This window comes from Yersinia intermedia (assembly GCF_900635455.1).
Classification (GTDB): Bacteria; Pseudomonadota; Gammaproteobacteria; order Enterobacterales; family Enterobacteriaceae; genus Yersinia; species Yersinia intermedia.
Genome location: NZ_LR134116.1, coordinates 1997418 through 2013404, shown reverse-complemented (window position 1 = coordinate 2013404; position 15987 = coordinate 1997418). Strand labels below are relative to the sequence as shown.

The window sequence follows — 15987 nt, the reverse complement described above, 5'->3', positions numbered from 1 at the left end:
ACACAATGCTCAGGAAAAATAGCAAACCGTTCTCACTTCGTGCGCGTTTTCTTATGGCGACAGCAGGTGTCATTTTAGCGCTGTCGTTATCCTATGGTATGGTTGCTGTAGTTGGTTATATTGTCAGCTTTGATAAAAATACCTTCAGCGCCCATCGCGGTGAAAGTAACTTATTTTTTAGTTTGGCTCAGTGGCATGATAATAAACTCAGTATTTCGGTCCCCCCTGAACTTGAACTGAACATCCCTACGTTGGTTCTGATTTACGACAAAGACGGCAATATTCTGTGGCGTCAGCGTCATGTGCCTGAGCTTGAATCCCATATTGAAAAAAGCTGGTTACAAAAACCGGGCTTCTATGAGTTGGATACTGGAACCCACATCAGTAGTATGATGTTAGGTGATAACCCCAAAGCCCAAGACCAACTCAAAAAATACGACGATACGGATAACAGCGCCCTAACCCATTCAATCTCCGTCAATACTTATCCGGCGACCTCCCGCTTGCCACAATTAACTATTGTGGTAGTAGACACCATTCCACAGGAGTTACAACGCTCTGATTTGGTGTGGAATTGGTTTAGCTATGTGTTACTGGCTAATTTGCTATTAGTGGTTCCTTTACTATGGCTGGCGGCTTACTGGAGTCTGCGGCCAATTAAAGCTCTGGTCAGTCAGATCAGTCAGTTGGAAAAAGGTGAACGCGAGCAACTGGATGAAAATCCACCGCGTGAATTACAAAGTTTGGTTCGAAACCTCAATATTTTGCTCACCAATGAGCGTCAGCGTTATACCAAGTACCGCACTACCTTATCTGACCTCACCCACAGCCTTAAAACTCCGCTGGCAGTATTACAAACTACATTGCGTTCTTTACGTACCGGCAAGCAGACAACCATCGAAGAAGTCGAGCCTATCATGCTAGAGCAGATAAGCCGTATCTCTCAGCAAATTGGCTATTACCTGCACCGTGCCAGTATGCGTTCCGAACAAAATGTACTGGTTCGAGAGATTCACTCGGTACCGGCGCTGTTAGACAGCTTGTGCAGCGCACTGAATAAAGTCTATCAGCGTAAAGGGGTGGTACTGACGCTGGATATCTCACCTGAAGTCACCTTCCTTGGTGACAAAAATGACTTTATGGAAGTGATGGGCAACGTGCTGGATAACGCTTGCAAGTATTGTCTTGAATTTGTTGAAATTACTGCTCTGCACTCTGAAAAACAACTAACGATCGTGGTTGATGATGATGGCCCAGGAATTCCTGAAAGCAAGCGGTCGCTGATTTTTCAGCGCGGGCAGCGCGTTGATACTTTACGTCCAGGACAAGGGTTAGGGTTGTCAGTAGCCGCCGAAATTATTGAACAGTACCAAGGTGATATTTCCATCACTGAAAGCCCGTTAGGTGGAGCCAAAATGATGGTAACTTTTGGCCAGCAACATGATTATCACGATGATTAACAAAATTTGCCTGCCAACCCCTGATACTAAAGGCCGGCTTCCGTTATAATCACAAGCAAATTCCCTCCTATTCTGGAATAAATATGGATTACCAACTCTGCCTCGATTGGCCTGATTTTCTGCAACGTTACTGGCAGAAACGCCCCGTTATCCTCAAACGCGGTTTTAAAAACTTTATAGACCCGCTTTCGCCGGATGAACTTGCCGGGCTAGCCATGGAAAATGAAGTCGACAGCCGCTTGGTAAGCCATGAAGAGGGGCGTTGGCAAGTGAGTCACGGCCCGTTTGAGAGTTTTGATCACCTGGGTGAAAATAATTGGTCGCTGCTGGTGCAAGCTGTTGACCATTGGCATGAACCTGCTGCTGCTTTAATGCGCCCCTTCCGTCAGCTATCTGATTGGCGTATGGATGATTTGATGGTCTCTTTCTCAGTTCCGGGTGGCGGCGTAGGCCCGCACTTTGATCAATATGATGTCTTTATCATTCAGGGTACTGGCCGCCGCCGCTGGCGAGTGGGTGAAAAAACTGAAATGAAGCAGTATTGCCCACACCCTGACTTACTGCAAGTCGATCCCTTCGACGCCATCATTGATGAGGAAATGGAACCGGGCGATATTCTTTACATTCCACCGGGTTTCCCCCATGAAGGCTATGCACTTGAAAATGCATTGAATTACTCTGTTGGTTTTCGCGCACCAAATGGCCGTGAATTAGTCAGTGGTTTTGCCGACTATATCCTTTCGCGTGAATTGGGGAGTTACCGCTACAGTGATCCTGATTTGCAACTGCGTGACCAGCCGGCAGATATTTTGCCACACGAGGTGGATAAACTGCAGGCAATGATGTTGGATTTACTCCAACAACCTGAGCATTTCCAAAACTGGTTTGGTGAGTTTACCTCTCAATCACGGCATGAACTGGATGTTGCACCGCCTGAACCACCTTATCAGGTCAGTGAGATCTATGATTTGCTACAGCAAGGTGAGCCATTGCAGCGCCTTACTGGCCTGCGCGCCCTGCGTATTGGTGATAGCTGCTTTGTTAACGGTGAACTGATTGATACGCCACATTTGAGTGCTGCCAATGCTTTGTGTCAACATTTCAGTGTAGATGCTCAACAACTTGGTGATGCACTGGAAGACCCGGTCTTCCTGGCACTGCTAGCAGAACTGGTTAACAGCGGTTATTGGTATTTCAACGACTAATATCCGTGAATAGAGATACAAAAACGCCCCATTTACGGGGCGTTTTCGATAGGTTGTTGAGCTAATGGCTAGTCAACTTATGATGCTTTAGCCCGTGCTGCGGTTAGTTCAGAAATCCGCATGATGACCGCGACCGCTTTTTCCATTCCTTCCAGCGTAATAAACTCATGTTTTCCATGATAATTATAACCACCGGTAAAGATATTCGGGCACGGTAATCCGAGGAAGGATAATTGTGCACCATCAGTGCCTCCCCGTATCGGCTTCATAATGGGTGTGATATCACAATCACGCATCGCCTGCTGGGCCAGTTCGATGATATGCGGGTGTTTAACAATATGTTCACGCATATTGTAATAGCTATCATCCATAACAATTTCGATATAGCAGTCACGGTGTAAACCTTTACCAACCCGCTTAGCAATATCTACCATATTCTTCTTACGAGCTTCAAAACCATCACGGTTGAAATCGCGTACTATATAGTGCATTTCTGCTCGTTCGACAGTGCCTTTAATACTTTGCAGATGATAAAAACCATCGTAACCCTCAGTGCATTCAGGGGTTTCATCCGCAGGGAGTTCCTGATGAAAACGGGTTGCCAATGATAACGCATTAACCATTACCCCTTTGGCACTGCCAGGGTGGACATTATTACCGACAATTTTGATCGTTACTGACGCCGCATTAAAGTTTTCAAACTCTAACTCGCCAACACCACCACCATCAACGGTATAAGCCCATTGAGCATCAAACTCGTCCACATTAAAGAAACGTGCACCTTTGCCAACTTCTTCATCGGGAGTGAATGCAATGCGGATATCCCCGTGAGGCACATTACTGTGTTTTAACCGCACCATTGCGGTAATAATCTCGGCGATACCGGCTTTATCGTCTGCTCCCAACAAGGTTTTACCATCAGTAGTAATCAATGTGTGGCCGAGCAACTGGTGCAACACCGGGAACATTACCGGTGACAACACCTCGTCTCCGATACCCAAGGCAATATCCCCACCACGGTAGTTTTCCACAATTTGCGGATTAACATTTTTGCCCGAAAAATCAGGTGACGTATCAAGATGTGCAATAAAACCAATAGTGGGGACCGGCCAAGAGACATTTGCAGGTAATGTTGCCATTACACAACTGTGATCACTCAAGGTAACCTGAGAAAAACCCAGCGCCTGCAACTCATGCTGTAATGCCAGCGCAAGCTTGCGCTGCCCCTCAGTGCTCGGCACGGATTTTACATTGGCTTTTGCTTGTGTATCAAAAGAGACATAGTTGAAAAAGCGGTCGAGTAATTTGTCCATGGTTCCCACCCTCATAATAGTGAATATCATTATGGGGAAGTGATCATGATCAAATATTGCGTCAAGTCAGCTTTAGGCAAACTTAAGCCAGAATAATAAGGTGGGATGCTAAAACCCTGCGGGGTGATTTATTCATCAACCCGCAGGGACTATCGTTTATTTATACGCCATTTTGGCTAATTGCCGCTACCACCCTGGCGATTCTCACCCCGTGTGGTCAAAAACTCGCGCACATATTCCGGTACTACTTTACTGGCAAGCCCATAATGTTTTTCATCGAACTGACTTTCTACCTGACTGGGTTCCAGATTCAACTCAACGGTATGAGCACCATGCAAACGTGACTCATGGACAAACCCAGCCGCTGGATAGACGTGGCCTGAAGTTCCTATCGAGATAAAGAAATCAGCGTCAGCCAGCGCCTGATAGATATCATCCATACCCATCGGCATCTCGCCAAACCACACAATGTGGGGCCGCAAAGGGGATGGGAACTGGCAGCAGTGACAACGCTCGTCAGCCGAGAGATCCCCCGGCCACTCTAATACCTGACCAGACTGCGTGCAACGCACCTTCAGCAATTCACCATGCATATGGATAACACGCTTACTGCCCGCCCTTTCATGCAAATTATCAATATTCTGGGTAATCAGAACAAAGTTATCACCCAGCACCGCTTCCAAATCTGCCAACGCTTTATGCGCCGCATTGGGTGCGATTTCTGGCTGCTGCAACTGGCGGCGGCGGGCATTATAAAAAGCTTGAACCAACTCAGGGTCGCGACGATACCCTTCAGGCGTTGCAACATCTTCCACCTGATGCTCTTCCCATAAGCCATCTGCAGCACGGAAAGTACGGATGCCTGACTCAGCAGAAATCCCCGCACCAGTAAGCACCACCACAAACGGTTTCTTCATTTCTGCTGTAGCAGCACTGTCCCGATGGAAGATACGGGAGCGAAAACGTTGATGCCGCAAATGCTTATTCTTGCGAAACCGACATAGCCGATGGCGAATACGCATAACTTTTGCCTCTATATTGGATATCGTTATTGTTTGTGACGACTCTATTATTTGCTACGACTATATTGTTTGAAACAACTATATTATTTGAAATAACTAGATAGCTTGCGACGGCTATTACTCACTCAAATGCAGAAACGCAGCGCCACGAACGCCGCCCGCATCACCATAACGCGCTTTTTCAATGCGTGGCAATCGAGCCACTCGCAATAAATGCTGCGGCAAACGTTTCGGTAGTTCCTGATAAATATTATCAAAATTAGATAATCCACCACCGATGACCACCAGATGTGGATCAAGCATCGTCAATAGGTTACCCAAACATACCGCCAGCACATCCATAAAACGCTCAATATGAGCTACAGCTTTGGCTTCACCAGCATTATAGTTGGCGATAATTTCAATTGCGGGCAGCGATTGTTGGTTGAAGTGCTGATACATCCATTCGAAACCACGCCCTGAAATATAGTTCTCTATGCAGCCGTTATGGCCGCAACCACAGGGTACGCGCGGAATATCTGCGCCTAAAATATCCAACGCATCAACCGGTAACCTAAAGTGGCCGAACTCGCCGGTAATATGATTACGCCCACTAACAATACTGCCATTAACAATCAGGCCACCACCCACACCCGTGCCAAGAATTAACCCCAGAACTGTTGGATAAGTGCGAAATTCAGGATCCCACGCTTCGGACAGCGCAAAACAGTTAGCATCGTTATCGATTCGAACTTCACGCTCAATCAGGCGGGAAAGATCACCCTGCAACGATTGCCCCATGGCAGATGGCACATTGGCCGTAAATACGGTGCCATCATCGGCATTGGGTAACCCGGGAATACCAATACCCACACTGCCTTTAACACCACAATATGCATCAGCTTCCAGCGTTAAATCACGCAAAGTTTGCAGTAACTGCTGATAATCTTCACGGGGCGTTGGGACTCGCTTATGCCAGATTCGTTGCAGATTGGCATCAAAAACGCCTAACTCAATCTTGGTGCCGCCCATATCAAAACCGTAATACATAGAATTGTCCTTATATACCCTAAATAATTCGAGCTGTAGGAAAATGGCAACTGAGTTAGTCCCCAGGCGCTTACTAAAGCAAGTGACTGGGGTGACAAATCTGCCCGGAGCAGAGTTGAACACTGCTTGCAGCGGCCTCTATCTGCGAGGCCCATGGACGGGCCGAGTAACGAAAGCAGGCCAACGCACATGCGGCTTGAAATATAACAGGGATAATTATTGCCCGCTTAACACTCGCGCAGGATCAATACGGCTTGCACGACGTGCAGGATACCAACTGGCAATCAAACTCAGCACCAATGCGGTGGCTAATACGCAAGCCACATCAAACCAGTGCAATTCTGACGGCAGGAAATCGATAAAATAGATATCGCCAGACAAGAATTGATGACCAATCAGCCGTTCCAGCCCCCGGATAATGTTGGTCAATTGCATTGAGACAATCACCCCCACTATCACCCCGCTGATACTGCCGATAAACCCGGCCAGCAAGCCATACCAGATAAAGATTGCGCGGATCAGTCCGTCTTTGGCCCCTAATGTGCGTAACACGGCAATATCGCTGCTTTTATCTTTAACCGCCATAACCAGTGTGGACACAATATTAAAGCTGGCAACACCGATCACCAGCACCATGGCCAAGTACATGATGGTACGAATCATCTGGATATCGCGATACATATAGCCATAAGTGCCAATCCAACTGCTGATATAAACATACGCATTGCTCACTTCGCCAGCGCTGCGCACCAGTTTATTCGCGTTGTATACATCATTGACCTTAATGGCTATACCAGTGACACTGTCACCCATATCCAAATATTGTTGGGCATCAGCCAAAGGAACCAGTGCCAGACTGTGATCCAACTGACCACTGAGTTGAAAAACACCGGCTACCTGTAAGCGAATACGCTTAGGTTGCAGCAGTTTCATTTCAGGATCGCTATTCGGAATCATCACTGTCAGCCATGACCCCTGCTTCACACCTAACGCGTCAGCAAGACCTTTACCTAAAATAATCTGCTGCTGACCCGCTTTGAAATTATCCCAAGCATGGTCAAGAACAAAACTGGGCAATGCACTAAGGTGCTGTTCAGCTTGCGGATCAACACCTTTGACCTGTACCGCCCGCAGTTGTGTGGCATTTTCAATCAGACCAGTGAAATTGATATAGGGTGCAGCCGCCACAATACCGGGGGCTTTTTCAATGCGTTGCAGGGTTTGCGGCCAGCCACTGAACGGCTGATTAACCACCGCAATTTCACCGTGTGGCACCACAGCCAAAATGCGATCTTTCAGCTCACGTTCGAAGCCATTCATCGCACTTAGGCCCACGATCAACACTGCGACACCCAAGGCGATACCCAAGGTAGATATCACCGAAATTAATGACACCATACCGCCACGACGGCGGCCACGGCTAAACCGTAAGCCGATTAAAAGCGAAAGTGGCGACGCACCCATTACTCAGCCCCCACCAGTGTCAAGTGTTGCTGTAGCTGGCCGTCGCGCATTTCCAACTGGCGACTCATACGTTTTGCTAACTGCAAATCGTGGGTTACCACTAAAAATGCCGTCCCCTGGCGGACATTCAATTCACCTAACAGATTAAAGATGCTGTCAGCATTACGTTGGTCCAGGTTACCGGTCGGTTCATCCGCCAAAACCAGTGACGGGTTATTCACCAGCGAACGGGCAATCGCCACCCGCTGACGCTCACCGCCAGACAACTCCGATGGCCGATGCTTGCTCCGTTTTTCCAACCCTACGGCCGTCAACATCGCCCGGGCTTTATCCTGCGCCTCTGCGGGTTTGGCCCCACCGATTAACAGTGGCATTGCGACATTTTCCAGTGCGGTAAAATCAGGCAGTAAATGGTGGAACTGATAGATAAAACCTAACTCACGGTTACGTAATTCCGCTTTTGCGCTGGATGAGAGCTGATTCAGTGAGCGGCCTTGATAAATGACCTCACCGGATGTTGGGGAATCCAGTCCCCCTAACAGATGCAATAAGGTACTTTTACCTGAACCGGAGCTACCGACAATCGCCATCAGTTCACCAGACTCGATAGTGAACGACACGTTACGCAATACGTCAGTATGCAGTTGCCCTTCCTGATAGCGCTTGCACAGATCTAAACACTGTAATAATGGATGGTTACTCATAGCGTAAAGCCTCGGCAGGTTGTGCGGCGGCAGCGCGCCAGGAAGGATAAAGCGTGGACAACAAAGCAATCGCCATCGCCAACAGAGCAATCACGGTGACCTGTACAGGGTTAATCTCCACTGGCAAGGTGGCACCATCGATCAATAAACCGAGAATTGGGATGATAGTGTTTAATTGGCTGGCGAGTAAAATACCCAGCCCGGCCCCCAGCAATGCGCCAATTACCCCGGCAGTAGCCCCCTGCACCATAAAGACCAGCATGATTTGGCGGCGGCTCAGGCCTTGAGTTTGCAAAATCGCCACTTCACCCTGTTTCTCCATCACTAACAGGCCCAGCGAGGTAATGATATTAAAGGCTGCGACGGCAATAATCAGGCTAAGTAGCAGCCCCATCATGTTTTTTTCCATACGCACCGCCTGGAACAACTCGCCTTTACGCTCCCGCCAATCTTTCCATACCGTGCCTTCAGGCAACGCCTGTTGGCTCAGGCTATCAACGGACAAAGGTTGTGAAAGGAATAGACGCCAGCCGGTAATATTGCCAGCCGGATAACGCATCAGACGTGATGCATCCTGCTGATTAACCAGCATTTGATAGCCATCAACCTCACTGTCTGCGGCAAATGTTCCAATGATATTAAACAGCCGCTGGCTAGGAATACGCCCCATTGGTGTGAACTGACTGGCGCTAGGGACCATCAAACGCAATGTTTCACCACGTTTAACGCCTAACTGGCCCGCCAGTTTTTCGCCCAAGATAGTATTGTAACTCCCCGGCTGTAAATCTTTCAGGTGCACGTTGACCAAATAATCAGCCAGTGGTTCATGACGCTCGGGATCAACACCCAGCATCACACCAGCCGCCAGATTACGGGCACTCTGCAATACCACATCCGCAGTGGTTAGCGGCACAATATCGGTAACCCCAGCCAGCGATTTAAGTGCTGAGGCGGGGATTTTATTCGGGTCAAGAGAACCTTGTGGCGTGGTAATCAGCGCCTGCGGCATCAGCCCCAAAATATTATTCTGCAAATCACGCTCAAAACCATTCATCACCGACAGTACCGTGATCAGCGCCATCACGCCGAGCGTGATGCCAATGGTAGAGAGCCATGAGACGAACCGACCAAAGCGATCAGATGCACGCCCGCGCATATAACGCAGGCCAATAAATAGTGCGACAGGTTGATACATGAAATCTGTTTAGATCCTGTTGCTAAAGCAAAGTGATCGAGGATAATAAAGGGTACTACGCCTTTATGGAACCATTAACCGCCTATATCCTTCATATTTCAAGTTACAGGTGTGTTGGCCGCGCTCGTTTACCCGAATCACTTACTTTAGTAAGCTCATCGGGATTTTCTCGCTTGCCGCCTTCCTGCACCTTGAGATCTATTGGATATATCTCTGGCTTTTATTCCAAATCAGAGCGCCCAGTCTGTGGCTATGCCCCCTCACGTGCTAGGATAGCCGCCGAGATAATTTGTCGTCTGCCGTGCGGATACTGTGATGCTGAACGGCACATGGGTTAACCAGGCCCCAATTATTTTATGATGCCGGTAGGCGGCAACCGAGTCACAAATCGGTAGGGTACCGATTTGAACAGCATTTATGCTAGCCCAGAGGGTGAACCTCAGTCGCTTAGATAACTAAGTAGCTGAGATGAGCAAGGGCAGCCACCCCCCCTGCCTCTTAACGGGTGACGGGGATACAAACTAAGAGACTGTTTAACTGCTTATGTCCCAACAATATCGTTATTCATTGCCGCAGCGGCCTGGTGATACCCGTCAGTTAGGCCAGTTGACCGGCTCAGCCTGCGCGGTGGAATGTGCAGAAATCATTGAGCGCCATGATGGCCCGGTAATGTTAATTACCCCTGACATGCAAACGGCGCTGCGCCTGCGTGATGAGGTGCAACAATTCTCACTCCGCCCGGTAAGTACGCTATCCGATTGGGAAACGCTGCCTTACGACAGTTTCTCACCGCATCAGGATATTATTTCAGCGCGCCTTTCATGTTTGTATCATCTGCCCGCGATGGAGCGCGGTGTTATTATTCTCCCGATTAATACCCTGATGCAGCGCGTATGCCCACATGAATTCCTGCACGGCCATGCGCTGGTGATGAAAAAAGGCCAGCATCTATCGCGCGATAAGCTGCGGGCGCAACTTGAGCAAGCAGGATACCGCAGTGTTGATCAGGTAATGGAACATGGTGAGTTTGCAACCCGTGGTGCATTGCTCGATTTGTATCCTATGGGTAGCGAAGAGCCGTATCGAATTGATTTCTTTGATGATGACATTGACAGTCTGCGTGTGTTTGATGTTGATTCGCAGCGCACGCTGTCCGAAGTTGAGCAGATAAACCTCCTGCCAGCCCATGAATTTCCGATAGACAAAACCGCAATCGAGTTATTCCGCAGCCAATGGCGTGAACAATTTGAAGTTCGCCGCGACGCTGAACACATCTATCAGCAAGTCAGTAAAGGCATCTGGCCTGCCGGTATCGAATATTGGCAACCGTTGTTCTTTAGCCAGCCGTTGCCCTCACTGTTCAGCTATTTACCTGGAAATACCTTATTGGTGAATACCGGTGACCTGGAGGGTTCCGCCGAGCGTTTCTGGTTAGATGTGAACCAGCGCTTTGAAAGCCGCCGTGTTGACCCAATGCGCCCATTGCTGGCACCCGATACGCTCTGGTTACGGGTTGATTCGCTGTTCAATGAACTGAAAAAATGGCCTCGGCTCCAGTTCAAGACGGATGCACTGCCCACTAAAGCCGCTAATACCAATTTGCACTATCAGCCACTGCCTGATGTGTCCGTGCAAGCACAGCAAAAAGTGCCATTGGATAACCTGCGCCGCTTTATCGAAACATTCAGTGGTAGCATCGTGTTTTCAGTCGAAAGCGAAGGCCGGCGAGAAACGCTGCAAGACCTGCTGGCACGGATAAAAATCAGCCCGAGCCTGATAACAGCGTTATCACAAGTGGCGGCTCCCGGCCATTATCTGATGATCGGTGCCAGCGAACGCGGCTTCCTCGATACCGATAAACAGTTAGCGCTGATTTGTGAAAGTGACTTACTTGGCGAGCGCGTCAGCCGCCGTCGGCAGGATAATCGGCGCACCATCAATACCGATACCCTCATTCGCAATCTGGCCGAGCTGCGCCCCGGTCAGCCAGTCGTTCATCTGGAGCATGGTGTGGGCCGCTATCTGGGGTTAACCACACTCGAAGCTGGCGGCATCAAAGCTGAATACCTGATACTGACCTACGCCGGTGAAGATAAGTTGTATGTGCCAGTCTCATCTTTGCATCTGATCAGCCGTTATTCCGGCGGTGCTGATGAAAATGCGCCACTGCATAAACTGGGCGGAGAAGCCTGGGGTCGGGCGCGACAAAAAGCAGCCGAGAAAGTGCGAGATGTGGCCGCTGAACTGCTGGATATCTATGCCCAGCGCGCCGCCAAGTCTGGCTTTAAATTCAAACATGACCGCGAGCAATACCAGTTATTCTGCCAAAGCTTCCCGTTTGAAACCACGCCAGATCAGGAACAGGCTATTAACGCGGTTCTCAGCGATATGTGTCGGCCGCTGGCGATGGATCGCCTGGTATGTGGTGATGTTGGCTTCGGTAAAACCGAAGTGGCAATGCGTGCGGCATTCCTTGCGGTTGCCAATAATAAGCAAGTAGCCGTATTGGTTCCCACCACGCTACTTGCCCAACAGCATTTCGATAACTTCCGGGATCGCTTTGCCACCTGGCCGGTAAGGATAGAAATGATGTCCCGCTTCCGCAGTGCCAAAGAGCAGCAAGTGATTCTGGAGCAAGCCGCTGAAGGTAAAGTCGATATCATTATCGGCACCCATAAGTTGCTGCAAAGTGACCTGCGCTGGCAAGATCTCGGCCTGCTGATTGTCGATGAGGAACATCGCTTCGGTGTTCGTCATAAGGAGCGGATCAAAGCGATGCGTGCCGATGTGGATATTCTGACCCTGACAGCCACGCCGATCCCACGCACGTTGAATATGGCGATGAGCGGCATGCGCGACTTGTCGATTATTGCTACCCCACCGGCGCGTCGCCTGGCGGTGAAAACCTTTGTGCGGGAGTACGATAGCCTGGTCATTCGTGAAGCCATTCTGCGTGAGATTCTGCGCGGTGGGCAGGTTTATTACCTGTATAACGACGTGGAAAACATTGAGAAAGCCACACAACGTCTGGCAGAGCTGGTTCCTGAGGCGCGCATTGCTATCGGTCACGGCCAGATGCGTGAACGGGATCTGGAGCGGGTGATGAATGATTTCCATCATCAGCGCTTCAACGTTTTGGTCTGTACCACCATTATCGAAACAGGTATTGATATTCCTAGCGCCAATACCATTATCATTGAGCGCGCGGATCACTTTGGCCTGGCACAGTTACACCAATTGCGCGGTCGGGTTGGGCGTTCACATCATCAAGCTTATGCTTACCTGCTGACGCCAAATCCAAAAGCGATGACCACAGATGCTAAAAAGCGGCTGGAAGCGATTGCCTCACTGGAAGATCTCGGTGCTGGCTTTGCGCTGGCAACCCATGATCTGGAAATTCGCGGCGCGGGTGAACTGTTAGGTGAAGACCAAAGCGGCCAGATGACCACCATTGGCTTCTCGCTCTATATGGAGCTGCTGGAAAGCGCGGTTGATGCCCTGAAAGAAGGCAGAGAGCCATCACTGGAAGATTTGACCAGCAACCAAACTGAAATTGAATTGCGTATGCCAGTGCTGTTGCCGGAAGATTTCATTCCAGATGTCAATGTTCGGCTTTCATTCTATAAGCGTATCGCCAGTGCCCGTAATGAGACGGAACTTGATGAGTTAAAAGTGGAGTTAATCGATCGTTTTGGCAAGTTGCCCGATCCGGCGCGCTACCTGTTAAATACAGCAGAGTTACGCCAGCAGGCACAGAAATTGGGTATCAAGCGAATTGAAGGCAATGAGCGCGGTGGTTTTATTGAGTTTAGCGATAAGAACAAAGTCGATCCTGTCTATCTGATTGGGCTACTACAGCGCCAGCCGCAGATATACCGCCTGGAAGGGCCAACCAAGCTGAAGTTTATGCAGGATTTAACTGACCGCTCGCAACGGTTGAAATTTATCAGTGAGCTGTTGGCCGCCTTTGCGCAGCATCGGGTAGGCTAATCAGCGAGTTAACGTGGGTTTTTCAGCAATGAGAGACCCGCGTTAATGCTAATGCCACTCGCTTAAATTTTCTGCCGGTTTGCGGCAAAAACATGTTCGGTTTAAACGATCAGAATTAGCACTAAATCGCGGGTTCTTGGTACCAGGTCTTGGACAACAGATTTTGTATTATGCTCGGTCGTTCAGTATCAGTTGACCATTTTTATCGATCGGGATCTGCGTACCTGGATCACGATCCATACGAATTTTTCCTTGCTGATCACCAATTTTGTAGGTTACGTCATATCCCAGCATTTTCTGTGACTTGTCATAGACAGTCTGGCAACGCTGTTGAGTGGTGGTATAGGTATCACCTTCCTGCATATTACTTTGCACGCGGTTACCGGCATATCCGCCAGCCAACGCACCGGCAACAGTAGCGATATCCTTCCCTCGCCCGCCCCCTACCTGATGTCCCAGAACCCCACCAGCAACCGCACCCAACACTGAGCCAGCAATCTGATTCTCGTCTTGTACGGGTTTACGGTGCGTAACAGTGACATTACGACATTCCTGCCGAGGCGTTTTGACCGTTTCTTTAATCGGTGTCGCCGCAATAACTTGTGCATATTGCGGTGCGCCAGAGAAAACATTCATACTCGCAACTGCGGCAATTCCCAGAGCGGCCGCAATACCGATACCCACGCCTGCTAACATTGATTTGTTCACAGGAAATCCTCCTGAAAGTGTTACCACGCATCTTCTGCCTCAGAATTCCAGCGTAAAAACAGAAAATCTGACAGTTTCCGGCACCAAAGGCTGTCTCTGATTAGCGGAATACGGCGTGCGTGACTCGCCGTCTGTAAACACCATGGAGTCTGCACAAAGTCGTTTGAGCTAGCAATAAGACAAATGGACTAAACATCCATATAACAGGTGTGAATGGATATGTTTAGGAGGAATCCGACTGCGGGAATTTGCGACTGCGAAATTTTATGCTGCAAATTTAACATTACATGCGAATACGTTTAAATTTAAGTGCGCTAAGGTCTGGCAAATAAAAACCGCTACCCTTCATTAGCGGCAGCGGTTTGTTTAAGTACCAAGGCGATTAGTGCAATTTCAGGCGCGGGCGAATAACCCGATTAATTCCACCCACCAGCATCATCAGGCCCGTCTTGGTATAACCGTGTAATGCCACTTGGTGCATACGATACAACGAGATATACACCACACGGGCAACACGCCCTTCGACCATCATTGAACCACGCATCAGATTACCCATCAGGCTACCAACTGTACTGAACTTCGACAGTGAAACCAGTGAACCGTGGTCTTTATAGATGTACGGCTTCAGCGGCTGCTCATTAAGCAACGCCAGAATGTTGCTGTAGCAACGGCTAGCCATCTGGTGCGCCGACTGCGCGCGCGGAGGGACAAAACCGCCGCTTGGCTGCGGGCAAGAAGCACAATCACCGATAGCAAAGATATTCGGATCACGCGTCGTTTGCAGTGTTGGTTCCACCACCAACTGATTGATACGGTTGGTTTCCAGCCCAGCGATATCTTTCATAAAGTCCGGTGCTTTGATACCTGCCGCCCATACCATCAGGTCAGCGTTAATGAACTCACCCTCTTTGGTATTCAACCCTTTCTTATCCGCGCTGGTCACCATGGTTTTGGTCAGCACACGTACGCCGAGTTTAATCAGCTCCTGATGCGCGGCGGCTGAGATACGCGGAGGTAATGCGGGTAGAATCCGCTCGCCAGCTTCCACCAGCGTCACATTCAGTGCTTGATTGTCTAAGCCCTCAAAACCGTAACTATGCAGTTGTTTCACCGCATTGTGCAGTTCCGCAGAAAGTTCCACACCGGTAGCACCACCACCAACGATCGCAATGTTAACTTTCCCTTTTTCACCCGGCTGCGCTGAATATTTCAGGAACAGGTTCAGCATTTCATTATGGAAACGGTGCGCCTGATGCGGATTATCAAGGAAGATGCAGTTCTCTTTTACGCCCGGCGTGCCAAAATCGTTAGAGGTACTGCCTAATGCCATGACCAGAATGTCATAGGTCAATTCACGTTGCGTCACCAGTACATCACCGTGTTCATCGCAAATCTCAGCCAAACTGAGGGTTTTGGTTTCACGGTTAATGTCAGTTAAGGAACCTAACTGGAAATTAAAGTGGTGGTTACGAGCATGAGCCAAATAGCTCAATGCATCGACGCCATCATCCAGAGAACCGGTGGCAACTTCGTGTAACAGCGGTTTCCACAGATGGCTGTGGTTGCGATCAACCAGAACGATGTCAGCTTTCTTGCTGCGACCCAATTTATGACCCAAGCTGGTCGCCAGCTCAAGGCCGCCAGCACCACCACCAATAATAACGATTTTTTTCTTCGGCGTTGTCAAAATGACCCCCTAAATGTGAACCAATTGTTAGCTAAGGGTAAAGGAATAATATCCTTAGATAACATAGGGTTCGCTGATGCTAAATCAATAATCTGTAGCCAGAATATCATGCAGGGTTATTTGGTCATACCAAAATTGATATATATCAACTTTTTTTGATTAAAGTGGCAGCATAGGGGATTTTTCTGGAATAGGATTCAAATAGTTAGC

The 15987-nt window shown here is 49.1% G+C and carries 11 protein-coding genes; 3 read left to right on the top strand and 8 right to left on the bottom strand.

From position 1 onward, the window contains the following. Positions 1–5 precede the first annotated feature (5 nt). Positions 6–1460, top strand: coding sequence for a two-component system sensor histidine kinase PhoQ (gene phoQ / locus EL015_RS09120; RefSeq protein ID WP_005183115.1), 1455 nt, complete (start codon positions 6–8; stop codon positions 1458–1460). Between the two features lie 83 nt (positions 1461–1543). Beyond that, positions 1544–2665, top strand: coding sequence for a ribosomal protein uL16 3-hydroxylase (locus EL015_RS09115; protein ID WP_005183118.1), 1122 nt, complete (start codon positions 1544–1546; stop codon positions 2663–2665). 77 nt (positions 2666–2742) lie between these two features. Here the strand turns inward: EL015_RS09115 and pepT are convergent, their stop codons facing one another. From pepT to lolC, 6 genes are all read right to left on the bottom strand, one after another. Beyond that, a complete protein-coding gene (pepT, locus tag EL015_RS09110) occupies positions 2743–3978 on the bottom strand; it encodes a peptidase T (protein WP_005183119.1) in 1236 nt (411 codons plus the stop codon). Between the two features lie 176 nt (positions 3979–4154). Continuing rightward, a complete protein-coding gene (gene cobB, locus EL015_RS09105; RefSeq protein ID WP_005183124.1) occupies positions 4155–5000 on the bottom strand; it encodes a Sir2 family NAD+-dependent deacetylase in 846 nt (281 codons plus the stop codon). A 117-nt stretch (positions 5001–5117) separates the two neighbouring features. After that, a complete protein-coding gene (gene nagK / locus EL015_RS09100) occupies positions 5118–6029 on the bottom strand; it encodes an N-acetylglucosamine kinase (protein WP_005183130.1) in 912 nt (303 codons plus the stop codon). A 216-nt stretch (positions 6030–6245) separates the two neighbouring features. Beyond that, positions 6246–7493: a lipoprotein-releasing ABC transporter permease subunit LolE gene (gene lolE, locus EL015_RS09095; protein WP_005183138.1), complete on the bottom strand. Its 1248-nt coding sequence runs from the start codon at positions 7491–7493 to the stop codon at positions 6246–6248. Continuing rightward, positions 7493–8197 (bottom strand): lipoprotein-releasing ABC transporter ATP-binding protein LolD, encoded by a 705-nt coding sequence (gene lolD, locus EL015_RS09090; RefSeq protein ID WP_032905855.1) that lies wholly within the window; start codon positions 8195–8197, stop codon positions 7493–7495. Before lolD ends, lolE begins: the two co-directional genes overlap by 1 nt. Next, positions 8190–9392, bottom strand: a complete 1203-nt coding sequence (gene lolC / locus EL015_RS09085) for a lipoprotein-releasing ABC transporter permease subunit LolC (RefSeq protein WP_005183149.1) — start codon at positions 9390–9392, stop codon at positions 8190–8192. Before lolC ends, lolD begins: the two co-directional genes overlap by 8 nt. 543 nt (positions 9393–9935) lie before the next feature. Between lolC and mfd the strand changes: the two genes are divergently transcribed. Then, positions 9936–13382: a transcription-repair coupling factor gene (gene mfd / locus EL015_RS09080; protein ID WP_005183152.1), complete on the top strand. Its 3447-nt coding sequence runs from the start codon at positions 9936–9938 to the stop codon at positions 13380–13382. Positions 13383–13550: 168 nt separating this feature from the next. On the opposite strand, the gene EL015_RS09075 is transcribed toward mfd, so the two are convergent. Continuing rightward, positions 13551–14090: a glycine zipper 2TM domain-containing protein gene (locus tag EL015_RS09075; RefSeq protein WP_005183154.1), complete on the bottom strand. Its 540-nt coding sequence runs from the start codon at positions 14088–14090 to the stop codon at positions 13551–13553. Between the two features lie 382 nt (positions 14091–14472). Continuing rightward, positions 14473–15777, bottom strand: coding sequence for an NAD(P)/FAD-dependent oxidoreductase (locus tag EL015_RS09070; RefSeq protein ID WP_005183157.1), 1305 nt, complete (start codon positions 15775–15777; stop codon positions 14473–14475). Positions 15778–15987 lie beyond the last annotated feature (210 nt).